The organism is Bradyrhizobium sp. Mp19 (genome assembly GCF_029952935.1).
Lineage (GTDB): Bacteria > Pseudomonadota > Alphaproteobacteria > Rhizobiales > Xanthobacteraceae > Bradyrhizobium > Bradyrhizobium elkanii.
On sequence record NZ_JASAUT010000050.1, the window covers coordinates 28787 to 55528 of the forward strand.

Here is a 26742-nt window from a genome sequence, read left to right on the forward strand (position 1 = left end):
TTCGACCCCGGATGACAGTTCATTTCCGGACGACCACGCTCCCGACATATCCAGGTTGCGGTAGGAAGCTTCGGACAGCCCAATCCTTTTCATCCCAGCAAATCGGCTGTCCCAGGCCGCACCCCAGCGCCTTGGAGACAGCCTCCAGCCGGGTCCAGCGCTGCAGGAAGCCTTCCAGCCGGTCTTCCGGATCGAGGGCGGCGTAGGACTCGTACTCGGAGGTGGAAAGGCAGAGCGCTGCGATCTCGTCCGCTTCGGGCACAGGGAGAACTGCCTCGATGTCCACCCCGACCTCTTGCGTGACCGAGAGGGCGATGACCGCGACTTCTCCGGATCGTGAGACGCTGAAGAAGCGCAAGTCGCGGGCGGGCATGCGGCGGGAGAGGTGGGGTTTGCCCAGCCGTCCATATTCCAGCTCGATCTCCGCAAGCGAAATTCCCAGTTTGGACGCGAGCACGTGGCGCAGCTGCCCGCGGCTAACGATGAAGCGGCGGCGGTCTCGCTCCAATCTCAATCCCTCGGCGCGCCGATGTTCCTCTGCGTTGAGGCAAACGCTTAGCTCCCGGATGACGTCCTGCTCCACATGGAGCATGAATGCCAGGACCTCCAAGCCATCATTCTCGAGAACCGGCGTGATGATCCCTCGTCTCAGCTCAACGGCTTTGCCCAAAAAGCTCGAGGGGGCGGTGCCGGCTCCGCGAGCCCCGCTTTCAAGTTTGCGATAGCCTTGCCCGTCAAAGGAACGACTATTTTCCCACGCGCTCTGTTCACAGGCACCTATGCGAAAAGCCATCACAACTTGCTTTCTATTGGCCTCGATCCGGATTGCCGCCGGTAGATTGCGAACGGGTCTTGCGATGGGCATTCGAGCGGACTGCTAGTCGAAATTTTAGTCGCGCACCGCCGTGGCTCAATGGACCATCGTAATTACCCATTTTTTGCCAGTTCCCATCCGGTGCCCCGGATCGGACTGCTTGAGTTGAGTGACCCGGCGACAAAGCGCGGCGTCCTTCCGCCAAAGCGGTAGCGGGGAATATTCCTAGGGGAATTGGGCCGCTAAACGGTCAATGGATGCAGTCCCAGGCGTGAGCGCCGGCCCCGGTCCGGCAGTCAGAAAGGGGCAGCACCGACAGTGGCCACATCGCCAACCAGACGTTGGTTCTTGCCAAAGAGCCCACCAAACCGATCGATTAGGAACTAGTCCCGAATACGGAATACAGAGCCGCGGTCTTTTTTGGAAGATTCGTAGCAATGGTTCGTAGCATCCGCTTGGCGCTGCGGAGCTTGGCCTCGATGTGGCGCTCCGGACTGTCTTTGCCTACAGCGATCCACGTCATGGCCTGCTCCCGATTGGCCAGATGGGACTTGTGCCCGCCGCCACCAGCCAGGAAGTCGTAGCCGCTTTCCCCGCGTGCAATGCTGTCCTCAATAGCCAGCACATGGCTGACGAGCCCGGGCTTGAGCCGGCTGTCGCTCTCATAGAGAAAGCCGCTCTGGTAGTTCAGGACACGGCCGTCGTGCACGAAATTGTACACCACCCCAATTGTCTCGTTCCCTACCATCGTCCGTGAGATGCGAACGGCCCCCGTAGGGACGCCGCGCGCAATAAGGTCCTCGTGAAACGGACGGAAGCCGGGATTGGCGAAGGCTCCCCTGCGTCCCCATCGCGACCGATGAAAGTCGCTCAGCAAATCGAACGCGGCGAGGGCCTCCGTCGTCGTTTCCATGATGCGGAGTTCAACGGGGCCGCGTTCGGCATACAACCGCATGGCACGGCTCACGGCCTGGCGCGTGCTGCGGCCCAATGTGGCGCGATAATCGCCCCCGCGCTGGCGGACCGGGGCAAAATCAACCCACAATGCCGCATCAGCCTGTTTCACCTCGGTCACGAGCCCGGCCCGGCCTGCGGCGCGACTGGCAGTCGCCTCTAGGTCCGGATCAATTCCGGAGAGCACCAACTGATCCGACCGGTGCAGGCGGGACGTCAACGCATTGAGACCCGCCGACATGATGGCATCGGATTGCTCTGCAAGAATGCCGTTGTACTCGATGAACAATCGGTCGAAGCGGGTATCTCCCGTTTCATTGAGCAGCCAGCGCGTCCGTGCATGCGGCCCGAGACTCCACGTTCTCCGCCGGCAGATAACCGCCAGGCCAACGATCTTGCCTGATGACCGGGCCACGAGGACGTGTGGTTGCGCGCCCTTCGGGATGTGCCGGAGCCACGTGCCGATCCAGAGCCAGGACAAGAAGAACGAGTGAGTCACTCGCGCTTCGAGCTCCTTCCATGAGGTCTCAAGCCACGCAATGCTCTCCAGGGCATCCAGGCTGACATCGGTAACCGTCTCAGGCATGCTTTCCCGTTCCAACGCCAGAGGACCGAACGCGCGCCGCGACGGAAAGACCGAAGGACCAAGCTGCAACGCTCGCGCAAGATCCGATGCAAGATCCGATGACGGGTGGCTGGTCACACACAGACATCCCTCTGACGGACACGTCGTGATTGGGCGTCTCCGACCGTTGCCTCGGCGGAGGCCGATAACGCGAACTATATCCGGAATTTGATCGAGGTGCGGACCCTTCCTGAGTACCCACGCTAGCCTCTTGTGCCGGCCGAGCAACTGTGCCGAGGTGAAGCTGTGATCGACCCTCAAGGCTGGTGCAGCGCGCTCCAGCCTTCGGCGTCCGACGGCGTTGATCCCCCGCCCGCTCACCACGGCCTGCCATGGCTGACGTCCGGTTTGTCACGTTGCGCTCGATCCCGAGGTGAGTTTTTCAAATCTCCGCCGCAGGTGATCCACGAGCAGTTCCGCACCGATCAACAGGCAGCCGGGATGTCCGCCAGGCACCTGTATCAATTCCAGTTGAGAGCTGAGATGCCGCCACGCTCGGCCATCGTGGTCGGCCGCGTAAAAGGCCACAGGGATTTCGAGCGGTGCCGGACAATACTGCGCCATTGCGATTGAATGAGCGTCCCACAACGCTGCTGGAATCTCCACCTTGGCGCTCGCAGTCTGTCCGTTCGCGGGGAGCTTCAGGTATCGCTCCAGTCTCACCATTTGCTCGAAGGTCCAACGCAAAAGATAAGGGGAAACCAGCGGCTTCAGCAGCCTGAGGATCGCCCGCGGCACTGGACGGGCACTGACAGTTGGCGGGTCCACCATTGTAACCAAATCAACCGTATGGCCGGCTGCCATCAGCTGACGGGCCACTTCGAACGCCACCATGGCGCCATTGCACTTGCCGCCCAGAAGAAAGGGACCGCTCGCTTGCCTTGCCAGGATGAACGGCAGGCGGTCGGCGGCCATCGCCTCGATCGAGGCCGGAATCGGCTCCCCATGAAGACCGTGGGGATTGATCGAGATGATCGGATAATCCGGCCCCAGAAGCTCTACCAGCCGCCGCACACTGGCGTGGCCGCTGACAAGGTCGCCGTTAAAAAAGTACAGCGGAGACCGCGTGCCGCACGCATGCGGCTGGAAGAACGCCGTCGCCCACGTGTCCATTGGTGCGGAAACCCTTGCGGCAAATTGCCGGATGGTTTCTGCCCCGAACATGATGGTTTCCGGCACGGGATAGCCGACGAGCCGCTCGACCTCGATCAGCATCTCCATCGCGAGAAGGGAGTCTCCGCCGCTGGCAAAAAAATCGCTGTCGACGGTCACGGCCTGGTTCTTGAGCAGCCTGCGCCAGAGCGTCAGCAACTCGGCTTCCAGATTCAGCGGCCCGTTCGCGACGGGCGCCGGCATCGGCGCCAGATGCCCCCGTGGCCGGTCGACCAGCTCGCGCAGACGTCGCCGCTGAACCTTTCCCGTCACCCCCTTCGGCAGATGGTCGAGCGTCAGAATGCGTCTCGGAATCTTGAACGAGGCCAACTCGCGTTGCAGGAACTGGCGAAGCTCCGCAGCGGCCGGCTGCGCGCCACGATGAGGGACGATGGCGACTGCGACGTCCTCGCCCAGGCGCGGATGCGAGATCGCGAAGGCCGCAGCTTCCGCGACGGCCGAATGTCGCAATAGCGCGGCTTCGATCTCGGCGGGAGAAATCTTCTCACCGCCGCGATTGATCAGCTCGCTCAGGCGGCCGTGCAGCGAAAGGAAGCCGTCTTCGTCGAGGCTGCCGATATCGCCGGTGTGAAACCAACCCTTCGTGAAAGCGGCTTGATTGAGTTCCGGCGCATCGAGATAGCCCGACGTCACGGTCGGTCCACGAATCCAGATCTCTCCGCGCTCGCCGGCCGCCAGGGGATGTCCATCCTCACCAACGATGGCCACGGTATCGGGCCAGGGTCTCCCGCAGGTGCCCGGCCTGTTCGGACCGGGCGGCAGCTGGTTGGCGGCAATCTGCGCCGCCTCGCTGGAGCCGTAATGCTCCAGCACCGGCACGCCCAGAGCGTGTTGCAGGCCTTCCTGCACGGTCCGCGGCAGCGGCGCGCCGCCTGACATGGCGAACCGCAGGGTGTGCGCAGCCCCTGCATTCTCGAGGCTCTGCGCCTTGTCCAGCACCGTGGCGTGAAGCGTCGGGCCCGCCGAGTACCAGGTCGGCCGCAGGACATCGAACCACTCATCGAGTGCGACGATCGCATTGTTCGCCGGGATGGCAATGCTGCCTCCCGTGAGCAACGGCGTGAAGACCGTCACTTTCAGCCCATGAGAATAGTACGGGGGCGACACGCTCAGGCATCGGTCCCGGGACGTGAGGCCGAACCAGGCCCGAAGGCGCTCGGCCGCCGCCAGCATATTGTCATGACTGAACGGAATGAGCTTCGGCTGCGCGGTCGTGCCCGACGTCTGCAGGATGAAGGCGGGAGAGCGCGGATCCGGCTCGGCGTCGACGGCAGGGGAGCCGGAAACTTGCACGGCGATCTCAAGTCCAAGCTGCCCCTGTCCGACCGGAACGGCTTCTATAATGGCAAGCGTTCTGCAGGCTGCGGCCTGGCGAGCTTCAGGGGCGCTGCCCTGCAGCACGACGAGGGCGCTCAGGCTCAGCATGTCGAGACGCTGCTCGATTTCAGGTTGGGAGAGGCGCGGGTCGAGGGGCACCGCGACGGTACAGCAGGCGACCGACACGATGGCGAGAACCGCCTCCGGGCCGTTCGGCATCAAGACCCCGATCCGGGCATTGCAATCGAAACCGGCCAAGCGCATCCGCCGGCGGAATGCGTTCAACTGGCGTTCAAGACCGCTGTATGAGAGAGGCTCGAAAGCGCTCGAGACGATCGCCGGCTGGTTCGGAAACCGACTGGCAGTTCGACCGATGACCTGGCCTATCGTGAGTCGGGCTTCCGACTCCCCACGGTCGCGCGCGCAGACGCTCTCGGAAAACATGGTGGCGGCAGGCGTCTCGTTGTCCAGAAGCATTCCGTCCTACCTTGAACAACGTAAGTCGGCTCGCACAACCATAGCGCGCCGCTCCCGAAGATGCCTTGCTGTACTTAAAGTGAAGGCAGCAATTGAGGATTAGCCAATACTCGGTGCGTCATCCTGCCATCTTGCCGATTGCGAGCGTTGTTGGGTGGTGACGTAACCAGGCAGCGGCGCTACTTGAGCTTGCCGATGAGAGCAGTCGTCTGGCTTGCGCGGGATTGAGCGGGCCTCCAACAAGACAGAAATTCTCGAAGACGCAGACGGCTCTCGCCGACTACGCGCCGCGATAGCCATTCGGGTTCTTCATCTGGAAATGCCAATGGTCGGCACACATCTGTGTCAGTGATCGCGTTGATGTCCAGCCCAACAGGTTCTTCGCGAGAGTTGGATCGGCATAGCAGATTGCGACGTCACCGACCCTGCGTTGGTCGATCACATACGGAACTGGCCGGCCACTCACTTCCTTGAATGTCTGGATCACGTCCATGACGCTGCTGCCGCTTCCTGTTCCGAGATTGACAGTCAGAAGGCCGGGCTGCCTCAGTTGGCTCAGGGCGCTCAGATGTCCGGATGCAAGATCGACAACGTGAATGTAGTCACGGATCCCGGTGCCGTCCGGAGTATCATAGTCGTTTCCCCAAACATGCACCTTCGCACGCCGTCCGATCGCCACTTGTGCGACAATCGGCAGCAGATTGTTCGGCACATCCAGAGGATCTTCTCCAATCAGTCCGCTTTCGTGGGCGCCAACCGGATTGAAGTAGCGCAAGATGGCAATCCGCCAATCCTTGTCGGACCCATGAAGATCCTTCAGGATTTCTTCGATGAAGTATTTGGTGCGGCCGTACGGATTGATCGGTGCGACAGGATGCTTCTCGTCCAGCGGCAGGTACGCGGGTGTCCCGTAAACGGTTGCGGATGAACTAAACACCAGCGTCTTGACGGATGCTCGCGTCATGGCCGACACGAGCCGCATCGTTCCCACGACGTTGTTGTCGTAATAGGTGATGGGCTGCGCGCTGGACTCGCCCACCGCCTTGAGGCCTGCGAGATGAATGACAGCGGTCACGTCGTGGGCGCGCAGGATCTGGTAGATCGCCTCTTCATTGCGGATATCGGCATGCCGGAAAATGACCGATCGTCCGCAGATGGCTCGTATCCGTTCGAGGGAGGCGCTGTTGCTGTTGGAAAGATTGTCGACCGCGACGACATCGAGCCCGGCGTCGAGTAGCGCGACAGCGATATGGGATCCGATATAGCCGGCGCCGCCGGTCAACAAGATCATTTCCGCTTCCGTTTCGCGTCTGCGTGGTCAATGCTCGCCGCGCGCGGGAAATCATCCCGCGCGGTGATGCCGATGCGCCAGTCCGGACGAGTCTCGGCTATTTTCGCAGTCGGATCGCCCCGTCGGCTTTTGAGCTCATGTCCTTGCGGGTATGGCCGTTGGCGAGGGAGGCTTCAAAGTAGCTCTCCGCATGGTCGATCGCGCCAAGTGGCGCCGGCCGGCCCGCTCTCGCGATCTTGGAAATTTCTCGGCCAGGCGGGAGCAGCCGCTCGGTTACGTCGACGATCTGATGTGCCGAAGTGCTGTTTCTCGACCAAGCCGCAGATCGATGGTTCAATCCCCAGATTGCTGCCTGCGTTCTGTTTTGAACCCGGATCTTGCGAAGGATCGCCTTGATGTGAACCTTCACCGTGGCTTCGGCAATCTTGATCTTGCGCGCAATGCACTTGTTGGAATCGCCTTCAATCAGGCACTGCACAATTGAAACTTCCCGCGGCGAAAGTTGCTGAGCCAGCGTGTCATCTGCCGTTGCGACGGCGCGATCGTCATCGTTGGCTACGGGAGCATCGTCCACCTCGCGTTTCTCGGTATCGAGGGCGGACGTCAAGAATGCCGGCGGGAATACCGTCCCACCCATCATGACGAGTTCGATGGATTTGATGAACGCGTCGCAGTTCATCACGTCGATGAAATATCCGGTGGCGCCGGCCCGGAATGCGGCAACCAGATCACTCAGGTGAAAGTGATCCGCGACAACTGCCACACGTGCATCCGTGCAGCGGTGCTTGAACGATTCGATCTGCTCGACTGTCGATCGAAAATCATCGCCGCTATGAACAATGAGGAACAATGCCTGACTGGCGGGGACGTTCTGAAGCGCCTCGTCGCTCGGCCAATCATCGGCATCGTCTATTGAGGCTAGGACAAAATTCTCCGAATTTAGAATTCTTGCAAGGCCTTCTTTGCGAAGACTATTTTCACCAACCAGCGCAATGGCAAAAGGATATCGCCGTCTCATGGAAACTCTCCCGGACGCTACAATGATACAAGCGGTTGAACGGTTGAATCCGGTTCACTTTCGGTGGCCCGCCCAGCTAAAAAGAACGACGTAAAAACAAGCTTCCTCAGATTTGGTCGATGGAACAAACCCGGGACGAAAAGCGCTTAACCCACTCTCAAAATATTTAAGAATGTTAGATGCTAATCCCCAATATCCCTATATACCGTTGGTTATAGGGCATTTGGGGCCGCCAACCTGACGAGGGCGATCTCCCGGTCCTGGTCGACGGACGCTCGCCTGGGGTGCGTCAGGTCGCCGCCGCGATTATACGTTGTGAAACCATGTTGGTTGTCGCGCTCCAGGCAGTAAATTCACGGGACCAAGCGACAACAAAACCTTACTAGCATGTCTCATATTAGAGTAACTTATTAATGACATGGGCGCCGATCTGAACTGGAGGGGGACTAAGGGTTGATCGGAAATGCATTTCAGTCGTGTTGTAATTGCCAGTAGATATCCAGTCGTTTTATTGGGTCTGAACTGCCTGCTCGAAGCAGAGCGCGATTTCAAAGTTGTTGCTCGCTGCAATGACATTGCGAGCTGCTTCAAGGCAATGCAGAGCCTTGCGCCGGACATCGCCATTCTGGACATGTCGATGCCCGACATTTTTGGGCAGGCCATGCTCGAGGTCGCAAATTCCGGGGCGCTCGGTGTGCGGCTCGTGTTTCTTGCCGCCTCGGTTGAGGATCGCGATCTCGCCATGCTCGCAGCAGCGGGAGCTTGCGGCGTTCTTCTGAGCGAGGAGGAGCCTGAAACTCTCTTGCAGACGTTGCGGCAAGTCGCCGACGGCCAGAAGACGTTGCCTCCGCCCTCGTACGAAGAAGCCATCCCTTATGCGCAAACGACGATTCCGGAGAAATATCTTGCGGTGCTGACGGACCGCGAGCGTCAGATCATGCGTTTGGTGTCGGAGGGCTTGTCGAACAAGGAGATTGGCCGCCGTCTGAAGGTGGCCGACGGTACCATCAAGGTCCATCTGCACCACATCTTCCGCAAGCTCGAGATCAGCAACAGGACCGTCCTTGCTACGCTGGCCGTCTCATATTCCGGGCCGACCGGCGTTCCATCCGCCGAATAGCGGCGACGGCATTTTTTCATCGAGCTTCGCGCGAGATGATCATTCCCGCTAGATCAACGGGCTGCCTGTACGCTTGGAGATTACAGAAAACGAGCGTCTCAAGGCAGTTGCGATGAAAACGCCTGCACAGCAGCCGGCGCCTTTGACGAGCATGTCCCTCACGTATCCATGTCTGTCGGGGAGCAGTCTTTGGATGAGTTCGAAGCCGACGACTATAGCTAGCAGGACGAGCAGTATTGGCAGCACGCGCTTCGGATAGGCGAGCGAAAAGGCGACCCCGATAATGAACAGAGCTGCAAAACGATCAATGTTCGCCGATACCAATGTGTGCGGACGGAATGCCAGCGGTGTATCGGTGACGATGAAGAGGCCCAGGATTAATCCCCAGGCCAAACATCGGAATACGGTTTGCGTCATCCCTTGTGGGTCAGCAAGAACGGAGTAGCTTGGTTTCATCATTCGCATTCGCAATTACTCTTCAGGCGTGGCCGTTCTAAAAGATGGATCGTCGTTCCACGGTGGGGTCAAGCCTAACTGCGGATCACCATGGTGGGCTAAGTCTTGCCAAGCCACTGGCCAATTTCCCTGGATCCGATGACCTGTTTTGGCCGGTACGGGTTGATCGTTCCGGCCGAAAGTCTCTCGATGCGCTGGTCCTCCGCCAGTTTCATTGTGAACTGCTTCGCATCCTGTTCGGATACGAATGTCGCAGTCCTTCGTGCGTGCCTGTCGGGCGGAGCATCGCGTTGATCAACGAAGGAGACGTACCAGATGTGTCTTGCTGTCATGCGGGACCTCCGAGGTCAGGTCTAGGCGCGAAAACAAATTCGAGACACCATGCGGTGATGTTTGAAAGCGGATCGGCAGAAAGCTTCTTCTCCATGATGTAGTGGTGATTGGTTTCTGCGAGCCAAAGCAAGCCGGCGGCTGGTCCGTCCACAATGGACTGGAATTGCAGCTTTCGCTCAGCGTGTCTCCGGTGCGTTCTGAGTACTCCTCCTGGACATCAAGCTTGCACGCTTCGCTCGATCGCGAAGTTTTAAAATGGCCACGAGGCGCCCCAGGCGAGCGCTGCGTTCGCTGCTATTCATGCCGCAATGGAAAACCGAAGGACGAACAGTGACTGGCCGCCCGGCTCGGGGCTGTCGCTGATTTCGACATGCCAGCGAAGATGACGCAAGAATGGCTCCGTCACGTCGTGCTTGAGTATCTCGCCGCTCAGTTCAATCGCCGTCGTCCGTGCGGCGAAAATGTCGGGAAGATCCAAGCCGACATCATCGAGCACTGAATGGCCGCCGTGGATATGAAAAAAATACCGCGGCATTGGTGTCTCCGGATGAGGCGAACATTCCGACGACTGCGCCGAGCTCTACGCATCAGGATGGTGTCATCGCACCATGGGGAGGCGGACGGCAAGCCGCTATTCTAGGAGGGCGGATCATCATTGTTGAGTACCCCGACGTGGACCTGCATCATCATCGGTTCGGAAGGTCGAACGACGCATCGGGTCGATAGCAGGGCAATCGCATTTGGAATGAACCGATTCTTCCGCGCCGAGATATCTCTTGGACGGTCAAGGAAGCCTGCGGCAATCCCTGACACCCGAAGCTAACGAGCAGAGGTTCACGACGGCCGCTGGTGCCCGCCTGGCGCGCCGGCGATCAATTATTTGTGCGCTGCGGCAATAATGATATTGCAATGCAATAATAGCTGACTAACTCTGCTTCTCACGTGCCATTGAGGAGCCTCCCGTGATCAAGATTTCCCTCTCCACCATTGCCGCCGCTCTCGCGATCGCGAGCGCAACCGCCGTGTCCGCCGCGGAGCTTCCGACCTACGAGGCCGCGGGCCTGCCGATCTCGGCGGTGCAGGCCGGCGTCATTGGCGCCGCCAACGCCCGCGAGCAGGCGCCCGTGGCGACGACGTCGGCGACGCCGCATCAACTCAGCGTTCTGACGCCCCGCAACAAGATGACGACCGCGCGGGCCGCTGCCCGCACCGACCGTTCGGTCCACTGATTGGCATAGCCAATTCCTGAAGGCCCGCGACGAAGTCGCGGGTCTTCCTCGGGCGAATCCCGCAGATCAAAATAGATCGCGCTCAGCAGGTTCGACGCAGGCTCGTTCGGCTCGCCGCCGCGAGGTGGTGCCTGGCGGCGGCGAGCAAGCGTCATGTCGATTGGTTGAACCTGCGTAGATGCCGATCGAGTAGATGCCGATCGGACGGCCAGCCTTTCAGTGGCTCATGGGCAAGCCGCACACCCCAACATGCAAGTAATCTGAGCAAATGGGTCGTCCGGAGGAAGGACGATCAGCTTGCAGGCCTCGAGACAACGGATGCATGAGTCGCTCGCGTGCGTTGCCTTGCCGGTGCTGTCCAGGGCGGGGGCGACCTTCCGCGAAAGCGAGACAATTGCGGTGTTGAGCCCGTCGGTCAGTGCTGCAAAGACTTTTCCCTCAGGCGAGGCCGGCTCCGCGAGCTTGATGCCCACCCTGACGTAAGCGCCTTGTGCCGCCTTGCCGGGCAATTCCTTGATATTCTCGATCAGGCCCCGTGGTATCGATATCCAGGTGTCCGGGGCCAGGTCGGACGCGAACTCGACGACGTTCTGGGATTTGGCGTCTCTTGTGAAGCCTGTCACATACGTGGACATAGAGTTCTCCTCCTGCACAAGTAGTCCGCGCGATTCAACCTCATCGCTTGTGAGTTGCATGTGAAGCACCTTACACCGCCAATAATTATTGGAGCGGCGTTCGCGGTCGGATGACACGCCTCACGCCACTGGCCCAAACTCGCACAGATGCAGTTTGATTGCGGCGTCGACCTCGTCCGGGTGATCGACCTGAGGCAGATGCCCGGCGCCGGGAATGATCGCCAGCCGGCAACCCAGCAGCGTCGCAAGCTCCGTCATCGGCTGCACCAGCAGCTGGTCGTTTGCGCCCACGATCATCGTCAGCGGCACTTGCAGCTGCTTGACGCCGTCGAGATAGGCGAGGGACTGGATTGCCCCCGCGCAGCCGATGAAGCCTTCGGGATCGGTCTGGTTGATGCAGTCGAGCAGCGTCGCGGCGATGGCCGGATGTGCCGCGAGAAAGGCGGGTCCGAACCAGCGCTCGGCGGTCGGCGCCGCCAGCGCCGCGATGCCTTGTTCGCGCACCAGCGCGATGCGGTCGTCCCAAGCAGCGGCGAATGGTGGCGGTGCATCGGCCCGTGCGGCGATCGCACAGAGGCTGAGGAGGCGGTCGGGATGGCGCACGCCGAGACCGAACGCCGTCATGCCGCCCTGGGAGACGCCGATCACGTGCGCCCGCGCGATGTCGAAGTGATCGAGCGCCGCGACCGCATCCGCCACCAGATCATCCATGGCGTAGGGACCGCGCGGCGCCTCCGATTGTCCGTGACCCCTGCTGTCAGGTGCGAGCACGCGATGGCCGCGGGCGGCGAGCGCGAGTGCCTGCCGATGCCAGATCGCGCTGCTGGTCAGGATCGAATGGCAGAGCAGTACCGGCGTCCCGCGCTCGGGGCCGCCGCTGCGGACGCTGAGTCGCCCGGCCTTGCCCTGCACCTCGTGCCGGACAAAGCCCTGCCATGCGGCAATCTCGATCGGGGCCGGTTCAGTCGACAAGGCCCATCTCCGCGAACACGTCCTTGGCGATGCGGAAGCTGTCGAGCCCGGCGGGCATGCCGCAATAGACCGCGATCTGCAGGAACACCTCGCGCAACTCGGCCTTGCTCAGTCCGTTGTTGAGCGCGCCGCGGATATGCACCTTGAGCTCATGCGGCCGGTTGAGCGCCGCGATCATGCCGAGGTTGAGCAGGCTGCGGCTGCGCTTGTCGAGGTCGGGGCGATTCCAGATCTCGTCCCAGCAATATTCGGTCGCGAGCTTCTGGATCGGCCAGTTGAAATCGTCGGCCGCCTTCAGCGATCGCTCGACATAGGCGTCGCCGAGCACGGTGCGGCGGGTTTGCAGCCCGCGCTCGAACTTCTCGCCGCGGGGATTTGCGTCGGTCATCGTATTCTCCTCTTGAAGTGTGGTCACGCCAGCGCCGGCTCGGCGAGCGGCGCGGTCCAGGCGTCGTAGCCGTAGACCCAGTCCGGATCGGTCGGGTTCTTGAGCCAGGTGTTGGTGCGCGAGCTCGCCTGCACGCGCGAGGTTCTCGGCTTGCGCGTCGCCTCGAAGCGGCGGAAGGCGTCGGAAACGCCGTCGCGATCCACGCCCTTGAGGCAGCGCGACAGCACCGCGGCGTCCTCGATCGCCATCGCCGCACCCTGCGCCATGTACGGCGTCATCGGATGGCAGGCGTCGCCGAGCAGCGTGATGCTGCCCTCGCTCCAGCGCGGCAGCGGATCGCGGTCGACCAGCGCCCATTTGTGCACCGACGGGCAGGCCTCCAGCACCTTGCGGACCTGAGGATGGAAGCCCTCGAACGCCTTGCGCAATTCGTTAACGTCGCCGGTGGCCGACCAGGATTCCACGGTGAATCCGGGCTCCGGCTGGCTGGTCACGAAGTAGACTTCGCTACGGTCCGGCTTGACGTAGTAGATGACGATGTGACGATCGGGTCCCCACCATTTGGTGCAGTCGTCGATCGGATAACCGTTGAGCAGCGATGCCGGGAACACCGTGCGATAGGCGATGCGGCCGGTGAAGTTCGGTTCATCACGGCCGAACAGCCGTTCCTTGACCAGGGAATGCACGCCATCCGCCGCCACCACGGCATCGACCGTCGTGCTGTGACCGTTGGCGAAGGTCAGCGCCACCGCGCGGTCCGCGCGCTGTTCGATCGCGGTCAGCTTGTGGTCGAGACGAACCAGCTTCTCTGGCACGGCGCTGGCGAGCGCCGCATGCAGATCGCCGCGATGCCCGAGCAGATAAGGCGCGCCATAGCGCTCCTCGGCGGCCGGACCAAACACCATGTCGAAGCGCACCTCGCCGGTGTCGTGCTCCTTGTTGTTCCAGGACCGCGGATAGAACGCCTCGCGGCGCAGCAGTGGCTCGAGGTCCCACGCCCGCATCACCTTCATGGCGTTGCAGCCGATCTGGATGCCGGCGCCGAGCCGGGTGAAGCGCTGGGCTTGCTCGTACACCGTCACGTCAATCCCTGCGCGGGTCAGCGCCGCGGCGGAGGCAAGCCCGCCCATGCCGGCGCCGATCACCGCCACCGAAAGTCTGCTCATTGTCGTTCCTCACAGCTTGCGCCGGTTGACGACCGGCCTCTCCGCTTTTGTCGGCCGAAGCCGGCGGCGCCCGCAAACGAGTAATGCTGACGGAGCGTGAGGTGGGCTCACGCGGGATGGCCTCATTCGCGCCTCGTGCCGCCATCGCCGATCGAGACGGCGGTCGGCCTGTGAGCTGAGGTCACGCTGCCTGAGCTTAACTCGTTTGCGCTTCGGCCAATCGCCCGCCAACGTTCCAGCGCTGCCGCATCGGCGTCTGCCGATGATCTCTCCCGCGCGGCCAACATCAAAGACATCAGAGGATCGACGCCCATGTCCACGATCACCAATGACGGCGCCGCCCGTCTCGACGCTGTCGCTGCGCCCTGGCAAGCGCGTCTTTATGTCCAGGTGCTGATCGGCATCGCGCTCGGCGTGCTCGTCGGTTATCTCTGGCCCGATATCGGCGCGGCGCTGAAGCCGCTCGGCGACGCCTTGATCAAGATGATCAAGATGGCGATCGCGCCGATCGTCTTCCTCACCGTGGTGCACGGCATTGCGAGCCTCGGCGACATGCGCAAGGCCGGACGGATCGGTGTCAAAACCCTCGTCTATTTCGAGATCGCCACGACCGCGGCGCTGATCCTCGGCCTTGTTGTCATCAACCTGGCGCGCCCCGGCGTCGGCATGCATGTCTCGCCTGATACGCTGGATTCCCGCCTGGTCGCCTCCTACGTGACGCAGTCGCACGACCAGTCCGTCGTCGGCTTCCTGATGAACGTGATCCCGTCGACCGTGGGCGGTGCATTCACCAGCGGCGACACGCTGCAGGTCCTGTTCTTCGCCGTGCTGTTCGGCATCGCCCTGCAACGCTATGGCGAGGGCGGCAAGCCGGTGCTGGTGGCGATCGAGAGGCTGTCGAAGATCCTCTTCATCCTGATCGGCATGATCATGCGGATCGCGCCGATCGGCGCATTCGGCGCCATGGCCTTCACCATCGGCAAATACGGCGTCGGCTCGATCGTCGCGCTGTCGCACTTCATGCTGGTGTTCTATCTCACCTGCGTGCTGTTCGTGATCGTCGGGCTCGGCGTCGTGTCGCGCCTTGCCGGCTTCAGCATCTTCAAGCTGATCCGCTATCTCCGCGAGGAGCTGCTGCTGGTGCTCGGGCTTTCAGGCTCGGAATCGGTGATGCCGCGCTTCATCGACAAGATGAAGGCCGCGGGCTGCGCGGAATCGACCGTCGGCCTCGTGATCCCGACCGGCTACACCTTCAATCTCGACGGCACCTGCATCTATTTGACCATGGCCGCCGTGTTCCTCGCCCAGGCCACCGACACGCCGATGTCGCTGGTCCAGCAGATCGGCCTCGTGGTGGTCTGCCTCTTGACGTCGAAGGGCGCGGCTGCCGTGCCGGGCAGCGGCTTCATCGTGCTCGCCGCGACGCTGGGCTCGATCGGCCATGTGCCCGTGGCAAGCATCGCACTCTTGCTCGGCATCGACCGCTTCATGTCGGAAGCGCGTGCGCTGACCAACTTCATCGGCACCGCGGTGGCGACCGTGGTGGTGGCGCGTTGGGAAGGCGACCTCGACCGCGCCCAATTCGTCCGCGCCCTCGACAATCCGGACGCCGCCACGCTATCTTCCTGATGCATCCGGAGACGCGACACGACCATGAGAAAGTTGCCACCGCTCAACGCGGTGCGAACATTCGAGGCGGCCGCGCGGCACGTCAGCTTCACCAAGGCCGCCGAAGAGCTGCTCGTCACCCACGGTGCCGTCAGCCGCCAGGTCGCGCTCCTCGAGGACTGGTTCGGCGTCAAGCTGTTTCGCCGTGCCCCCTCGCAACTGACGCTGACCGCAGCCGGGCAGATCTACTATCGCGAGGTCACGGCCATCCTCGATCGGCTGGCGCTCGCCTCGATGGACATGAAGGCATACGGCTCGCCGTCGGTGCTGCGCGTCAGCGCGCCGCCGACATTCGCGATGCGCTGGCTGATCCGCCGCATCGCCTCGTTCCAGCGGATGCGCGCCGATGTCGAATTGCGGCTATTGACCTCGATCGGACCGCTCAACGTCAACGACCGTTCATTCGACGTCGCGATCCGCGGCAATGTCGGCGAGCCGGTCGGCTGGATGTCGCAGCACTTCATGACCGAGCTGATCGCGCCGGTCTGCCATGTCGATCTCTTGAGCCGCGGGCGGCTCGCCACCCCCGATGATCTGCGGCATCATACCCTCATCACCTATCTGACCGAGCCTTATGACTGGCCGCGCTGGCTCGCCCAGGCCGGCGGCGAGATGAGCGCGGATCAGGAGACGCTGCGGTTCGAGCAGATGTTCTTCGCACTGCAGGCGACAATCGAGCGCATCGGCATCGGGCTGTTTCCGCTGTTTCTCGTGATCGACGAGCTGATGGCCGGCCAGCTCTGCCTGCCGTTCGGCGACCTCGGCCTGCGCAAGCGCGAATACCGCTCGTTCTATCTCGCCGACAATGAAAGCGCCGGGGCCATCGCCGACTTCACCGCATGGCTCGCCGATGCCGGGCGCGAGACCGAGCAATTCATGATGGACTGGGGCACGTCAAAGGGCTGGAGCTTCTAGCGCATGGGGGAACGCAAATTGGCAAGTTTGTCTCGCCGGCCATTCCTTCAGCTCGCGCTCGGCGCGGCGACGCTGCCGCTGGCATCGATCGGTGTCGCCGCGGAGACCATCGCGCGCCCGGTCACCATGATCGTGCCGTTCGCCGCCGGCGGGCCGACCGATGTGCTGGCGCGGATCCTCGCCGAATATATGCGCAGCACGCTCGGCCATCCCGTCATCATCGAGAATGTCACCGGCGCCTCCGGCACGGTCGCCGGCCTGCGCGCGTCGCGTGCGACACCGGACGGCACCACGATCACGATCGGGCATTGGGGCACGCATTGCCTGAACGGCGCGATCTACCAGCTGCAATATGACGTGCGCGAATTCGCGCCGATCGCGCTGATCGCCAGCGGGCCGCAGCTCATCATCGGCCGGCCCGATCTGCCGGCGCAGGACCTGAAGGAGCTGATCGGCTGGCTCAAGGCCGATGGCGGCAAGGCGACGGCGGGCACCGCGGGCCCGGGATCCGGCGCGCATGTCGCCGGCGTGTTCTTCCAGCAGTTGACCGGCGCGAACTTCTCCTTCGTGCCGTATCGCGGCGCCGGTCCGGCGCTGAACGATCTGATGGCCGGGCATATCGACATCATGTTCGATCAGGCCTCGAACTCGCTGCCGCAGGTGAAGAGCGGGACCGTGAAGGCTTTTGCGGTGACCCAGTCGTCGCGGCTTGCATCGGCGCCGGAGATTCCGACGGTCGATGAAGCCGGATTGCCGGGTCTCTATATCGCCTATTGGCACGGCATCTGGGCGCCGAAAGGCACACCCGCTGACGTCGTGTCGATCCTGTCGAATGCGGTGATATCGGCGCTTGCCGATCCTGCCGTCCGGCAACGCTTCGCCGAGCTCGGCCAGGAAATCCCGCCGCCCGACCGACAGGGCCCCGACGCGCTGCGCAGCCATCAGGCTGCCGAGGTCGAGAAGTGGTGGCCGATCGTCAAATCGGCGAATATCAAGGCGGAATAGCTGCAATTATTTGATTCGATGACGTTTTCCGACGTGACGGGCAGCTGCGAGCCAAGGCATCTGTCATGGCAGGGCCGGCAGCTTGCAAGCTCGGCACTGGAAATCGTCGCCGCGCTCGTCAGTACGAACTTCGAATTCCTCCGAGACCCGGACAATTCGGTTGCGAAGCGGGGCGACCTCGGACAGCTCAGCGTGGCCCGTGCGTCGGCATTTCGGGCACCGCAGGATCTCAATCCAGCTGGAGTGGGTCATGACGTCGTCTGTAAAGGCTTGCCGGAATGATAGCCCCGTCTGGCGCGAAGAAAATTGATCCAGCTCAAAAAACGCGGCCGTATCTCCCCCAATTCCACCTGTTCAAACGCCGAAGCGCGTTTCGAGGTCCCGGGGCGAGTGCTGTCCAAATCGGTGAAAACCCTGACCGCGTTAACCTTTGATTAACCATGCGGTCCGATTGTTAACCATTCGACAAGACAACCGAGTCAGGGGCGATGGACGCAACTCAACAGGTCGCACGTCAGCAGGTCCGCATGCGCGGCCGTTCCTACGTTGCGTTCGTTTTCTCGCCGGTCGTGCCTGTGGTGTCCTGGCTGGCCGAGATCGACGCGACGCTGGCGAAGTCGCCGGGTTTCTTCACCGGAAAGCCCATCGTGCTCGACCTCTCGGCGGTCGATCTCAGCCAGACCGCGATCGCGCATCTGATCGGCAGCCTCGGTGAGCGCAACATCCGCATCCTCGGGATCGAGGGCGTCGACGAATCGAAGCTCGGCGCCAACATGCCGCCGCTTCTGACCGGCGGCCGGGCCTGCGCGATCACCCATGTCGAGCCGCAGAAGCCGCAGGTGCAGGAAAAAAACAAGGACAAGGACAAGACCAAGTTGCCGTCGCTGCTGCTGGAGAGCCCGGTCCGTTCCGGCCAGTCGATCGTGTTTGCCGAGGGCGACGTCACCGTGCTCGGCTCGGTCGGCTCCGGCGCCGAGATCGTCGCCGGCGGCTCGATCCACGTCTACGGCACGCTGCGCGGCCGCGCGATGGCCGGCATCAACGGCAATTCGGCGGCCCGCATCTTCTGCCAGAGGATCGAGGCCGAGTTGCTCGCGATCGACGGCTACTACCAGACCGCGGACGAAATCGCCGACAGTTTGCGCAACCGGCCCGCCCAGGCGTGGCTCGAGGGCGAAATGCTGCGCATCACACCTTTGAACTGACCGACCACAAGGAGAGAGAGAATGGCCAAGGTATTGGTCGTGACGTCTGGGAAGGGCGGGGTCGGCAAAACGACCTCAACCGCCGCGCTCGGCGCGGCGCTCGCGCAAATGGGTCAGAACGTCGTCGTCATCGATTTCGACGTCGGCCTGCGCAACCTCGATCTGGTGATGGGCGCGGAGCGGCGGGTGGTGTTCGACCTCATCAACGTGGTGCAGGGCGTCGCCAAGCTGCCGCAGGCGCTGATCCGCGACAAGCGGCTGGAGAATCTCTGGCTGCTGCCGGCGTCGCAGACCCGCGACAAGGACGCGCTGAGCGAAGAGGGCGTCAAGCGCGTGATCGCCGACCTCAAGACCAAGTTCGACTGGATCCTGTGCGACAGCCCGGCCGGCATCGAGCGCGGCGCGACGCTCGCGATGCGCTACGCCGACGAAGCCGTCATCGTCACCAATCCGGAAGTGTCGTCGGTTCGCGACTCCGACCGCATCATCGGCATGCTCGATTCCAAGACGGTCCGGGCCGAGCGCGGCGAGCGCGTCGAGAAGCATCTTCTGGTCACCCGGTATGACGCAGGCCGCGCCGCGCGCGGCGAGATGCTCTCGATCGACGATATCCTGGAAATCCTTGCGACCCCCTTGCTCGGCATCGTCCCGGAAAGCCAGGACGTGCTGCGCGCCTCCAATGTCGGTTGCCCGGTCACGCTGAACGCAGCAAGCAGCGCGCCGGCGCGGGCCTATACCGACGCGGTACGCCGCCTGATGGGCGAGGCGGTGGAGATGACCGTGCCGGTTCAACGCAAGGGGCTGATGGATCGGCTACTGCGACGGAGGGCGGCATGATGAACGTAATGCGGCTGTTCGGCGGCCGCGCCGCATCGGCGCCCGTCGCGCGGGAGCGGTTGCAGATCCTGCTTTCGCATGAGCGTGGCCGGACCGGCGCGCCGGATCTCCTGGAGACACTCCGTTCGGAAATCCTGAGCGTGGTTTCCAAGCATATCGACGTCGACCCCGACAAGGTCGTGGTTCGGATGGACCGTGGCAAGTTCGTCTCGATGCTCGAGGTCGACATCGAGGTTCCCAATGGCGTGCAACGATCAAAGATGGTGGCGGCCACATGACGGCAGACAGCGATAGTCACATTGCCTGGCAGCGCGCGCAGCTCAAGAAGCTGCGCGCGGCGTTGAAGGCGATTGAGGTCGATCAGCTCGGCAAGGCCAATTGCGGCCGCGCGACGCAGATGACGATCGACGAGTTGCAGCGCAAGATCGGCGAGTCGGGCCGCTGCATCGCCGAGTACGAGCGCCGCACCCGTCGTCCGCTGGCGACGGACCTCGGCAGCCTCGCCAGCGTCAGCTGGACGCACTGGAACGCCAACATGCCGATGGCCAAGGCGCCGCGCCACCGCGCGTAGTGCGATAATTCTCCCGTCGTCATTGCGAGCCACCCGGTCGGCGCGAAGCGCCGCCGGATGACAGGCTCCGCGAAGCAATCCATCCCTCCGCGGAACGATGGATTGCTTCGTCGCTATCGCTCCTCGCAATGACGTGGAGAGAGCAGCGGCTTACAACAAAAACGCCAGCGCCGTCTCGCAACTATCCTCGATCTTGAGGGTGAGTAGCTCGTCGGCGCGGGTGCGGCCGAGATTGACGGCGGCAATCGGCAGGCCGCGCTGCTCTGCCATCCGGACGAAGCGAAAGCCGGAATAGACCATCAGCGAGGAGCCGACCACCAGCACGGCGTCGGCCTGCTCGAGATGCGCCTGCGCCGACGCGACCGTATCGCGCGGTACGTTCTCGCCGAAGAACACCACATCGGGTTTCAGCACGCCGCCGCAGGCCTCGCAGGCCGGCACCACGAACGACGAAAAATCCTGCTCGAGATCGGCGTCGCCGTCCGGTGCGTCGGCGGCATCGAGTGTGAGCCAGGCGGGGTTTCGTCGCGCCAGCTCGTCCTGGAATTGTTCGCGCGGCATCGTCGCGCCGCAGCCGAGGCAGCGCACCACGTCCAATCGGCCGTGCAGGTCGATCACGCGCCGGCTGCCGGCGGCCTGGTGCAGGCGGTCGACATTCTGGGTCAGCAGCAGCTCGCAGCGTCCCTGCTGTTCGAGCTTGGCCAGTGCGCGATGCGCGCCATTCGGCGCCGCGCGGCCGAACCGCCGCCAGCCCACCATACTGCGCGCCCAATAGCGCTGCCGCGTCGCCGCCTCGCCCAAGAACGCCTGGATGGTAACCGGCCGCGTCCGTTTCCAGTTGCCGTCACTGTCGCGGTAATCGGGAATGCCGGAATTGGTGCTGCAGCCGGCCCCGGTCAGGACAAACAAGCGCTGGTGGCCGGCGACGAAATCCTGCAGGGCGGGGTGTTGCATGGCAGCACATCTAGTGCGGTGCGCGCGCCTGCGCCAGATGTGGGGCCTGCCGCGAGCGGACCTTTCACGCGGCCTCTGCGTTGACCGCATGGCACCCGAGACGTGGTGCTGCGCGCGCCTGTTTGCCTGGCGCAATTGCCGACGGAGTGATCGATGCGGCCGGGATTCATCGTGGTCGTTTGCGGGTTGATGTCGCTGGCGCTGTCGCCGTCCCATGGTCAGGATGCCGGCGTGTCCGGCGAGCAGGCGTTCAACAATTCCTGCCGCACCTGCCACACGGTCAAGGACCGCGACAACCGCGCCGGCCCGAACCTGCACAATGTCGTCGGCCGCAAGGCCGGATCGGTTGCGAGCTTTCCTTATTCGGAGGCGATGAAATCATCCGACATCGTCTGGGATGAGAGCACGCTGCTGCGCTTCATCGAGGATCCTGAGGCCGTGGTGTCGGGTAACGGCATGAAGCCGTATACCGGCGTGCGCTCGGCGGAGGATCGCGCCAGGATCGTGGCGTTCCTGAAATCCCCCGGCAAGTGACCGTTGCAAGTGACCGTTGACGGAAGGCCGGTCTCACCTTGCCGGCACGACGAAGACCTGGCCGGGATAGATCAAATTGGGATTGCGGATCTGCTGCGAGTTGGCCCGATAGATCACGGCGTAGCGCTGTCCGGCGCCGAATGCGCGCTGGCTGATCCGCCACAGGCTGTCGCCGCGGGCGACGGTGGTCGTCGTGATCTTCGGCACGATCACGGCGGAGGGGGACTTCACATCAGATGTGGTGGCGGTTGCCGCTGCGGCGAGCTGCGGTTTGGCCATATCCGCACGGGCGGACGAGGTTGGCGATGCCGGGATCGATGCGGTCGTCATCGCGTCCGGAACGTTGAACGGCACCTCGGCACGCGCGCGGACCTTGCCGGAGGTGGGGTCGACGTCGTCAAGCCGCACCTGATAGTTGCCGGCGGTCACGCCCTTGTTGATCGTGACCGAGAGGTGCCCCTTCTCGTCGGCTGTCGCGGACGTGATCAAACTGCCGTTGAGATAGAGTCTGACGGTCGCGCCGGGAGCTGCCTGACCGCTCACATGGAGCTTGCCGTCCGGTTCGGTCTCGACGGCCTCGATGGCCACTTTCCCGGCCGCCGGCGCCGTGGCCGCAGGTTGCGACAGCACGCGGACCGGTTTGTCCGGTGCCATCAGCGCCACCATCGGCCGCTCCCTTGTCGCAGCCTCGAGCGCCACTGCCACGCTCTGCGTGGAGGTCACCTGCTTGCCGTCACGCGTCATGCGCAGGGTCAGGTCATAGTTTCCCGGCGGAAGCGGAGGCGGGACCATGACGAACTGGCCGGACTTGTCCGCCACGACGCGATCATGCACCTCGCCATTGCGCAGCAGTTCCACCGTCGTGCCCGGGAGCGCCCGGCCGGCGACAACGGTCTCGCCGGTCGGTTCGATGTTGACGACGTCGAACTCCGGCACCGCGTCGCCGCCTGGTGCCGGCGGCGGCCCTGCCAGCGCCTCGGCCAAGGCAGCGGTCTCGCTTTGCGTCTTTGCCAGCGCAGTCTTGTCCTGGTTTCGCGCGTCTTGGCCTCGCGCCGGAGCCGCTGGCGCGGATGGTGCCGTCGCCGTCAAAGGCGTGTTCCCGCCCAGGATTTGCTGGGTCTGGCGGATGCCGAAGACAAGCGCCGCCGTGCCGCCGGCGGCAAGTGCCAGCAACGGTATGACCAGTCGGATCGCCGTGGCGCTCATGATTGTCATCCGCGGATCAATGCCCCCGCGCGTCCGCGCGCGCGATCCCGCACCCCGCGGGGATTCCGGAACAGACTGCGCCGGTTTGCGCCGGCCATCAAGTCGGATGAAGGGATTACTTCTCTCGGGCAGGCCGACCGACCTGGCGGCTCACGGCGCCCGGCCCGTGCCGGGATCACGTCAGGTTCAAAACTCCAGCGCCGCATTGTCCACCACCTCCTTCATGACGAAGAAGGTGCGGGTCTGCCGCACGCCGGGCAGCGCGATCAGCTGATCGCCATGGATACGCTTGAAGTCGTCGACGTCGCCGGCGCGGATCTTGAGGAAGTAGTCGAAATCGCCGGCGACGAGGTGGCAGTCGAGCACGCATTTGAGCTTCGCCACCGCCTGCTCGAAGCTCGCAAAGCTTTCCGGCGTCGAGCGGTCGAGCACGACGCCAACCATGACCAGCGTGCCCTTGCCGAGCTTGCGCGGCGCCACCATGGCGCGGACGCCGCTGAGATACCCCTCGTCGAACAGCGCCTGCGTCCGGCGATGGCAGGTGGCGGGGCTGACGCCGACCTGATCGGCCAGCTCGGCATTGCTGAGCCGGCCGTTCTTCTGCAGCAATCTCAACATCTTGAGGTCGATGCGGTCGAGTCGCGCGGGCATGGAAGAATCTCTCGCGGTTGAGCAGTTTTGTGAGAGAAAACATATCATCTGAGGTAAATCCAGCAATTTCAGGTCAATCCTCAAGCCGAGTTAGAGAGCACCTTTCGCACCGGGGATGATAGCTGTGGCCGCCGTTCCAGACCACTAAAGAGGATGCCAGCATGCTGGAGAAGTTCGCGCGCTATCCGCTCACATTCGGGCCGACCGCCATTGAGAAGCTCGATCGGCTGTCAAAGCATCTCGGCGGCAAGGTCGAGCTCTATGCCAAGCGCGAGGATTGTAATTCCGGGCTGGCCTTCGGCGGCAACAAGCTGCGCAAGCTCGAATACATCATCCCCGACGCGATCGCCTCCAACGCCGACACGCTGGTCTCGATCGGCGGCGTGCAGTCGAACCACACCCGCATGGTCGCGGCCGTCGCGGCCAAGATCGGCATGAAGTGCCGGCTGGTGCAGGAAAGCTGGGTGCCGCATGAGGACGCGGTCTATGATCGCGTCGGCAACATCCTGCTCTCACGCGTCATGGGCGCCGATGTGCGGCTGGTCGACGAAGGCTTCGACATCGGCATCCGCAAGAGCTGGGAACAGGCGATCGAGGAAGTGAAGGCGGCGGGCGGCAAGCCCTACGCGATTCCGGCCGGCGCTTCCGTGCACAAATATGGCGGGCTCGGCTATGTCGGCTTCGCCGAAGAGGTGCGCGCGCAGGAGCGCCAGCTCGGCGTCAAGTTCGACTACATCGTCGTCTGCACGGTGACCGGCTCGACCCATGCCGGCATGCTGGTCGGCTTCGCCGCCGACGGGCGCGCGCGCAACGTGATCGGCATCGACGGCTCGTTCACGCCCGCGCAGACCAAGGCGCAGGTGCTGTCGATCGCGCAGAACACCGCAAAGCTGGTCGAGCTCGGCCGCGACATCGTCGAGGATGATGTCGTGCTGATCGAGGACTATGCCTATCCCGCCTATGGCGTGCCGTCGGAGGAGACCAAGGAGGCGATCCGCCTCAGCGCGCGGCTCGAAGGCATGATCACCGACCCCGTCTATGAGGGGAAGTCGATGCAGGGCATGATCGACCTGGTGCAGAAGGGCTATTTCCCGGCCGGATCGAAGGTGCTCTACGCCCATCTCGGCGGCGCGCCGGCGCTCAACGGCTATGCCTACGCGTTCAGGAACGGCTGAGCCGGGCCACGCATTCTCACCTCCCCTTGAAAAGGGGAGGTCGCTTTGCGCGCAGAGCAAAGCGGGTGGGGATCTGCTTTCTCCGCTTGCAGCGTCGCCTGTGGCTGCCCCCCATCCCGACCTTTCCCCCTTTCAGGGGGAAGGAGAAGAGCCGTAGCCCGGATGCAGCGAAGCGCAATCCGGGGCCCGTGCCGTTCGGGGACTATCCCGGATTTCGCTGCGCTGCATGCGGGCTACGTTCAATGTCCCATGTCAGGTCCGCGTCAGCTTCGCCCGGTATTTTTGCTGGGCCGGGCGAGTTGGGAGACCATCGCGTGAGGATGAATGCATTCGGCCGAGCCGCCGCCGCGCTCGGCGTTGGCATCGTCGCCGTGGGGCACTGGTTCTGGGTCTACCAGGGCCAGGGTGCCGCGCCGCATGCCCGCCTGCTGGCGGTGAATCATGCGGTCGAACTCTACGCCGGCATCTTCCTGATCGGCGTCGGCGTCCATGCCCTCGCATCCTGGTACTGGTTCAGCGAACCAAATCCGCCGGCGCGCTCCTCGGTTGGGGAGCCGCAGTAGCCCCGCCTTCGCGGCGAAGGGGAAATGTCCGGGTTGGAGGTGCTGTTCTAGTTAGGACACTTGCCTGGGGAAATCAGGACACTCATTCACATATGCAAATGCCCTTCCGTGCCATCGAGGTTCTAGCTCACGCGGGGGTGTCCAGAATCTTTCCCTACCCCACGGGCGCTCCTCGGCCTCAGCCTCCTTGCCCGAGTGCTGGGGCCGTTTGTTTGAGCTCCAAGGCGGGCCTTGTCGAATGCGTGCGAACAGATTCAAGAGTTGGACTGAGATCGAGGAGCGCTTGTTGGTCGCGTTGCATGAGGCTGGGCTGGATCATGGGCTGATAGCGGATCATATGCGCCGGACCGAAGCCGGAATTAATAGGCGGCTCGCAGTGATCGCCAACAGGGCCAAATGGGCTGAGGGCGCTCAGCGCGGCCTGACGCCGTAGGCATTCCCTCGCTTGGCCGTTTCTTTAGGCCGCCGACCTGGAGGAGAGGGGCGGCGCGTAGTGAGCCACGTTCGGGCTCACGGCTGCGGCGTGGTGATCTAGCTTCTTTGAGAAGCCATTGGTGAGGCGAGCAAAGCGCTTCTGCGTCGTCCGCAGCGTGAGGTTCTGACGTTCGACATGGCTGGTCGAGATGGCTCCTGGCACGGCGCGCTCCTCGGTTGAGGAGCTGCAGTAGCCCCCGCCTTCGCGGCGAACGGGAAGTGTCCGGGTTGAGATGCTGTCCTGGCTAGGACACTCGCTGCAAGGAACCAGGACACCTGCAATCGGTTAAAGAATTTCGATCCCTTTTCGCCGGAGGGCGGTTTGATGCGATTGCATTCTGAGCGGATAGACGGTGTGGAGATTGCCTTCGCCAGCGTTTTGGCAATGTCGTTCATCGGGCTTCTTGCCAGCATAGCGTGGCTTCTGTTCGCGTAAACGCGGGACCTTGCCATAGCCTCAGTGTCCCCCGGCACTGGGGCCGTGTTTCTGCGGAAGTGGCGATCCCGAGCGCCTTTGTAGCGATTTGTCTGGAGATAGGGCGCCATGACTGAGGCGGCCTTACTCAACGACGCCTTTGATATCGGACCTTCGCCGAAACAGTCTTATTTTTCCGATCAGCGGCCGGATCAGATATTTAAAGACAAGGCCAAGACAGACGATCGGCACCAAGATCGGCAAGTATGCCAAAACCGCAAGAGCGGCCAACCATTCCGGGCTGCGCTGCTCCCGCCAATAATACACCGACGCCGCGATGACGTGGGCCACCAATAGCGCCGCCCAGATGGCTAGCGCGACGTTGACCGGCTCATCGAATGTCAACGCTTCCCATGCGGCTTCACCCGGCCTTGAAGGCGTGCTTTCGCTTTCCATGGCTTGCTCGACCTCCCTCAGCTTCCAACCCCTGCGATGGCGGGGTATTCCGTGTGGAATGCTAAGGGTATAGCGCGACGATCTGGGTCGGAAGAGCGCGGCGATCAGGATGGCGAGTCAGTGTCGCGGCGCGATGATGATCGCC

The 26742-nt window shown here is 63.0% G+C and carries 28 protein-coding genes and 1 pseudogene; 12 read left to right on the plus strand and 17 right to left on the minus strand.

The features are described from left to right. Positions 1 to 19: 19 nt before the first annotated feature. The 5 genes from QJT82_RS35215 to QJT82_RS35235 all read right to left on the minus strand — a co-directional run bounded on the left by QJT82_RS35215 (position 20) and on the right by QJT82_RS35235 (position 7669). The gene (locus tag QJT82_RS35215; RefSeq protein ID WP_281446683.1) at positions 20 to 865 is read right to left on the minus strand and encodes a 4'-phosphopantetheinyl transferase superfamily protein; all 846 of its coding nucleotides are present in this window, start codon (positions 863 to 865) and stop codon (positions 20 to 22) included. A 325-nt stretch (positions 866 to 1190) separates the two neighbouring features. After that, positions 1191 to 2354, minus strand: coding sequence for a GNAT family N-acetyltransferase (locus tag QJT82_RS35220; RefSeq protein ID WP_051447927.1), 1164 nt, complete (start codon positions 2352 to 2354; stop codon positions 1191 to 1193). Positions 2355 to 2744: 390 nt separating this feature from the next. Beyond that, positions 2745 to 5360 (minus strand): AMP-binding protein, encoded by a 2616-nt coding sequence (locus tag QJT82_RS35225; RefSeq protein ID WP_028341550.1) that lies wholly within the window; start codon positions 5358 to 5360, stop codon positions 2745 to 2747. Positions 5361 to 5640: 280 nt separating this feature from the next. Further along, the gene (gene galE / locus QJT82_RS35230; RefSeq protein WP_028341549.1) at positions 5641 to 6651 is read right to left on the minus strand and encodes a UDP-glucose 4-epimerase GalE; all 1011 of its coding nucleotides are present in this window, start codon (positions 6649 to 6651) and stop codon (positions 5641 to 5643) included. 97 nt (positions 6652 to 6748) lie between these two features. Then, positions 6749 to 7669 carry a response regulator transcription factor gene (locus QJT82_RS35235; RefSeq protein WP_028341548.1) on the minus strand — a complete coding sequence of 307 codons (921 nt, stop codon included), beginning with the start codon at positions 7667 to 7669 and terminating at the stop codon, positions 6749 to 6751. A gap of 463 nt (positions 7670 to 8132) precedes the next feature. Between QJT82_RS35235 and QJT82_RS35240 the strand changes: the two genes are divergently transcribed. Continuing rightward, positions 8133 to 8789, plus strand: coding sequence for a response regulator transcription factor (locus tag QJT82_RS35240; protein ID WP_244435843.1), 657 nt, complete (start codon positions 8133 to 8135; stop codon positions 8787 to 8789). 48 nt (positions 8790 to 8837) lie between these two features. Here QJT82_RS35240 and QJT82_RS35245 read toward each other — a convergent pair whose 3' ends face one another. From QJT82_RS35245 to QJT82_RS35255, 3 genes are all read right to left on the minus strand, one after another. Beyond that, on the minus strand, positions 8838 to 9248 hold the full coding sequence (locus QJT82_RS35245; protein WP_245288754.1) for a VanZ family protein: 411 nt from the start codon (positions 9246 to 9248) through the stop codon (positions 8838 to 8840). A gap of 95 nt (positions 9249 to 9343) precedes the next feature. Beyond that, on the minus strand, positions 9344 to 9577 hold the full coding sequence (locus QJT82_RS35250; RefSeq protein ID WP_028341546.1) for a hypothetical protein: 234 nt from the start codon (positions 9575 to 9577) through the stop codon (positions 9344 to 9346). A 299-nt stretch (positions 9578 to 9876) separates the two neighbouring features. Then, positions 9877 to 10113, minus strand: coding sequence for a hypothetical protein (locus QJT82_RS35255; protein ID WP_028341545.1), 237 nt, complete (start codon positions 10111 to 10113; stop codon positions 9877 to 9879). Between the two features lie 427 nt (positions 10114 to 10540). On the opposite strand from QJT82_RS35255, the gene QJT82_RS35260 reads away from it, so the two are divergent. Next, the gene (locus QJT82_RS35260; RefSeq protein WP_028341544.1) at positions 10541 to 10807 is read left to right on the plus strand and encodes a hypothetical protein; all 267 of its coding nucleotides are present in this window, start codon (positions 10541 to 10543) and stop codon (positions 10805 to 10807) included. A gap of 224 nt (positions 10808 to 11031) precedes the next feature. On the opposite strand, the gene QJT82_RS35265 is transcribed toward QJT82_RS35260, so the two are convergent. The 4 genes from QJT82_RS35265 to QJT82_RS35280 all read right to left on the minus strand — a co-directional run bounded on the left by QJT82_RS35265 (position 11032) and on the right by QJT82_RS35280 (position 13968). Further along, positions 11032 to 11442, minus strand: a complete 411-nt coding sequence (locus tag QJT82_RS35265) for a hypothetical protein (protein WP_155258557.1) — start codon at positions 11440 to 11442, stop codon at positions 11032 to 11034. A 120-nt stretch (positions 11443 to 11562) separates the two neighbouring features. After that, positions 11563 to 12414, minus strand: a complete 852-nt coding sequence (locus QJT82_RS35270) for an alpha/beta hydrolase (protein ID WP_051447925.1) — start codon at positions 12412 to 12414, stop codon at positions 11563 to 11565. After that, on the minus strand, positions 12404 to 12802 hold the full coding sequence (locus QJT82_RS35275) for a carboxymuconolactone decarboxylase family protein (RefSeq protein ID WP_028341542.1): 399 nt from the start codon (positions 12800 to 12802) through the stop codon (positions 12404 to 12406). The genes QJT82_RS35270 and QJT82_RS35275 overlap by 11 nt, the downstream gene beginning before the upstream one ends. 23 nt (positions 12803 to 12825) lie before the next feature. Next, the gene (locus QJT82_RS35280) at positions 12826 to 13968 is read right to left on the minus strand and encodes an FAD-dependent monooxygenase (protein ID WP_028341541.1); all 1143 of its coding nucleotides are present in this window, start codon (positions 13966 to 13968) and stop codon (positions 12826 to 12828) included. 312 nt (positions 13969 to 14280) lie between these two features. Between QJT82_RS35280 and dctA the strand changes: the two genes are divergently transcribed. The 7 genes from dctA to QJT82_RS35315 all read left to right on the plus strand — a co-directional run bounded on the left by dctA (position 14281) and on the right by QJT82_RS35315 (position 20169). Further along, the gene (gene dctA, locus QJT82_RS35285) at positions 14281 to 15597 is read left to right on the plus strand and encodes a C4-dicarboxylate transporter DctA (protein ID WP_080686783.1); all 1317 of its coding nucleotides are present in this window, start codon (positions 14281 to 14283) and stop codon (positions 15595 to 15597) included. Positions 15598 to 15621: 24 nt separating this feature from the next. Continuing rightward, on the plus strand, positions 15622 to 16551 hold the full coding sequence (locus QJT82_RS35290; RefSeq protein WP_051447924.1) for a LysR substrate-binding domain-containing protein: 930 nt from the start codon (positions 15622 to 15624) through the stop codon (positions 16549 to 16551). Positions 16552 to 16623: 72 nt separating this feature from the next. Further along, the gene (locus tag QJT82_RS35295) at positions 16624 to 17556 is read left to right on the plus strand and encodes a tripartite tricarboxylate transporter substrate-binding protein (RefSeq protein ID WP_028341540.1); all 933 of its coding nucleotides are present in this window, start codon (positions 16624 to 16626) and stop codon (positions 17554 to 17556) included. 488 nt (positions 17557 to 18044) lie between these two features. Further along, complete coding sequence (gene minC, locus QJT82_RS35300; RefSeq protein WP_028341538.1) at positions 18045 to 18761, plus strand: septum site-determining protein MinC; 717 nt, start codon at positions 18045 to 18047, stop codon at positions 18759 to 18761. A 21-nt stretch (positions 18762 to 18782) separates the two neighbouring features. Then, positions 18783 to 19598: a septum site-determining protein MinD gene (gene minD / locus QJT82_RS35305; protein ID WP_016842305.1), complete on the plus strand. Its 816-nt coding sequence runs from the start codon at positions 18783 to 18785 to the stop codon at positions 19596 to 19598. Further along, positions 19598 to 19876 (plus strand): cell division topological specificity factor MinE, encoded by a 279-nt coding sequence (gene minE, locus QJT82_RS35310; protein ID WP_026192121.1) that lies wholly within the window; start codon positions 19598 to 19600, stop codon positions 19874 to 19876. Before minD ends, minE begins: the two co-directional genes overlap by 1 nt. Continuing rightward, positions 19873 to 20169: a hypothetical protein gene (locus tag QJT82_RS35315; RefSeq protein ID WP_028341537.1), complete on the plus strand. Its 297-nt coding sequence runs from the start codon at positions 19873 to 19875 to the stop codon at positions 20167 to 20169. Before minE ends, QJT82_RS35315 begins: the two co-directional genes overlap by 4 nt. Before the next feature lie 150 nt (positions 20170 to 20319). On the opposite strand, the gene QJT82_RS35320 is transcribed toward QJT82_RS35315, so the two are convergent. Continuing rightward, positions 20320 to 21339: an NAD-dependent protein deacetylase gene (locus QJT82_RS35320; protein WP_338139888.1), complete on the minus strand. Its 1020-nt coding sequence runs from the start codon at positions 21337 to 21339 to the stop codon at positions 20320 to 20322. On the opposite strand from QJT82_RS35320, the gene QJT82_RS35325 reads away from it, so the two are divergent. Continuing rightward, on the plus strand, positions 21277 to 21657 hold the full coding sequence (locus QJT82_RS35325; protein ID WP_063607089.1) for a c-type cytochrome: 381 nt from the start codon (positions 21277 to 21279) through the stop codon (positions 21655 to 21657). The genes QJT82_RS35320 and QJT82_RS35325 overlap by 63 nt on opposite strands. Positions 21658 to 21690: 33 nt before the next feature. On the opposite strand, the gene QJT82_RS35330 is transcribed toward QJT82_RS35325, so the two are convergent. Both QJT82_RS35330 and QJT82_RS35335 read right to left on the minus strand, forming a co-directional pair. After that, entirely contained in the window at positions 21691 to 22863 is a 1173-nt protein-coding gene (locus QJT82_RS35330) for an Ig-like domain-containing protein (RefSeq protein ID WP_245288753.1), read from the minus strand. Between the two features lie 186 nt (positions 22864 to 23049). Beyond that, positions 23050 to 23514, minus strand: a complete 465-nt coding sequence (locus QJT82_RS35335) for an Lrp/AsnC family transcriptional regulator (RefSeq protein WP_028335254.1) — start codon at positions 23512 to 23514, stop codon at positions 23050 to 23052. Positions 23515 to 23675: 161 nt separating this feature from the next. Here QJT82_RS35335 and QJT82_RS35340 point away from each other — a divergent pair, with 161 nt between their 5' ends. Beyond that, positions 23676 to 24689 (plus strand): 1-aminocyclopropane-1-carboxylate deaminase, encoded by a 1014-nt coding sequence (locus QJT82_RS35340; protein WP_028341533.1) that lies wholly within the window; start codon positions 23676 to 23678, stop codon positions 24687 to 24689. Between the two features lie 320 nt (positions 24690 to 25009). Further along, positions 25010 to 25252, plus strand: a complete 243-nt coding sequence (locus QJT82_RS35345; RefSeq protein ID WP_028341532.1) for a hypothetical protein — start codon at positions 25010 to 25012, stop codon at positions 25250 to 25252. Positions 25253 to 25742: 490 nt separating this feature from the next. Here the strand turns inward: QJT82_RS35345 and QJT82_RS35350 are convergent. Then, positions 25743 to 25961, minus strand: a pseudogene (locus QJT82_RS35350) (IS1 family transposase); the annotation flags it as partial. 324 nt (positions 25962 to 26285) lie between these two features. Then, positions 26286 to 26597: a hypothetical protein gene (locus QJT82_RS35355; protein ID WP_245288752.1), complete on the minus strand. Its 312-nt coding sequence runs from the start codon at positions 26595 to 26597 to the stop codon at positions 26286 to 26288. Positions 26598 to 26742 lie beyond the last annotated feature (145 nt).

What these genes read in the sequence shown, in the direction of transcription:
- QJT82_RS35215 (WP_281446683.1), bottom strand. Translation starts at nt 865, where the DNA reads ATGCCCATCGCAAGACCCGTTCGCAATCTACCGGCGGCAATCCGGATC.
- QJT82_RS35220 (WP_051447927.1), bottom strand. Translation starts at nt 2,354, where the DNA reads ATGCCTGAGACGGTTACCGATGTCAGCCTGGATGCCCTGGAGAGCATT.
- QJT82_RS35225 (WP_028341550.1), bottom strand. Translation starts at nt 5,360, where the DNA reads ATGCTTCTGGACAACGAGACGCCTGCCGCCACCATGTTTTCCGAGAGC.
- galE (WP_028341549.1), bottom strand. Translation starts at nt 6,651, where the DNA reads ATGATCTTGTTGACCGGCGGCGCCGGCTATATCGGATCCCATATCGCT.
- QJT82_RS35235 (WP_028341548.1), bottom strand. Translation starts at nt 7,669, where the DNA reads ATGAGACGGCGATATCCTTTTGCCATTGCGCTGGTTGGTGAAAATAGT.
- QJT82_RS35240 (WP_244435843.1), top strand. Translation starts at nt 8,133, where the DNA reads ATGCATTTCAGTCGTGTTGTAATTGCCAGTAGATATCCAGTCGTTTTA.
- QJT82_RS35245 (WP_245288754.1), bottom strand. Translation starts at nt 9,248, where the DNA reads ATGATGAAACCAAGCTACTCCGTTCTTGCTGACCCACAAGGGATGACG.
- QJT82_RS35250 (WP_028341546.1), bottom strand. Translation starts at nt 9,577, where the DNA reads ATGACAGCAAGACACATCTGGTACGTCTCCTTCGTTGATCAACGCGAT.
- QJT82_RS35255 (WP_028341545.1), bottom strand. Translation starts at nt 10,113, where the DNA reads ATGCCGCGGTATTTTTTTCATATCCACGGCGGCCATTCAGTGCTCGAT.
- QJT82_RS35265 (WP_155258557.1), bottom strand. Translation starts at nt 11,442, where the DNA reads ATGTCCACGTATGTGACAGGCTTCACAAGAGACGCCAAATCCCAGAAC.
- QJT82_RS35275 (WP_028341542.1), bottom strand. Translation starts at nt 12,802, where the DNA reads ATGACCGACGCAAATCCCCGCGGCGAGAAGTTCGAGCGCGGGCTGCAA.
- QJT82_RS35280 (WP_028341541.1), bottom strand. Translation starts at nt 13,968, where the DNA reads ATGAGCAGACTTTCGGTGGCGGTGATCGGCGCCGGCATGGGCGGGCTT.
- dctA (WP_080686783.1), top strand. Translation starts at nt 14,281, where the DNA reads ATGTCCACGATCACCAATGACGGCGCCGCCCGTCTCGACGCTGTCGCT.
- QJT82_RS35290 (WP_051447924.1), top strand. Translation starts at nt 15,622, where the DNA reads ATGAGAAAGTTGCCACCGCTCAACGCGGTGCGAACATTCGAGGCGGCC.
- minC (WP_028341538.1), top strand. Translation starts at nt 18,045, where the DNA reads ATGGACGCAACTCAACAGGTCGCACGTCAGCAGGTCCGCATGCGCGGC.
- minD (WP_016842305.1), top strand. Translation starts at nt 18,783, where the DNA reads ATGGCCAAGGTATTGGTCGTGACGTCTGGGAAGGGCGGGGTCGGCAAA.
- minE (WP_026192121.1), top strand. Translation starts at nt 19,598, where the DNA reads ATGAACGTAATGCGGCTGTTCGGCGGCCGCGCCGCATCGGCGCCCGTC.
- QJT82_RS35315 (WP_028341537.1), top strand. Translation starts at nt 19,873, where the DNA reads ATGACGGCAGACAGCGATAGTCACATTGCCTGGCAGCGCGCGCAGCTC.
- QJT82_RS35325 (WP_063607089.1), top strand. Translation starts at nt 21,277, where the DNA reads ATGCGGCCGGGATTCATCGTGGTCGTTTGCGGGTTGATGTCGCTGGCG.
- QJT82_RS35320 (WP_338139888.1), bottom strand. Translation starts at nt 21,339, where the DNA reads ATGGGACGGCGACAGCGCCAGCGACATCAACCCGCAAACGACCACGAT.
- QJT82_RS35330 (WP_245288753.1), bottom strand. Translation starts at nt 22,863, where the DNA reads ATGAGCGCCACGGCGATCCGACTGGTCATACCGTTGCTGGCACTTGCC.
- QJT82_RS35335 (WP_028335254.1), bottom strand. Translation starts at nt 23,514, where the DNA reads ATGCCCGCGCGACTCGACCGCATCGACCTCAAGATGTTGAGATTGCTG.
- QJT82_RS35340 (WP_028341533.1), top strand. Translation starts at nt 23,676, where the DNA reads ATGCTGGAGAAGTTCGCGCGCTATCCGCTCACATTCGGGCCGACCGCC.
- QJT82_RS35345 (WP_028341532.1), top strand. Translation starts at nt 25,010, where the DNA reads ATGAATGCATTCGGCCGAGCCGCCGCCGCGCTCGGCGTTGGCATCGTC.
- QJT82_RS35355 (WP_245288752.1), bottom strand. Translation starts at nt 26,597, where the DNA reads ATGGAAAGCGAAAGCACGCCTTCAAGGCCGGGTGAAGCCGCATGGGAA.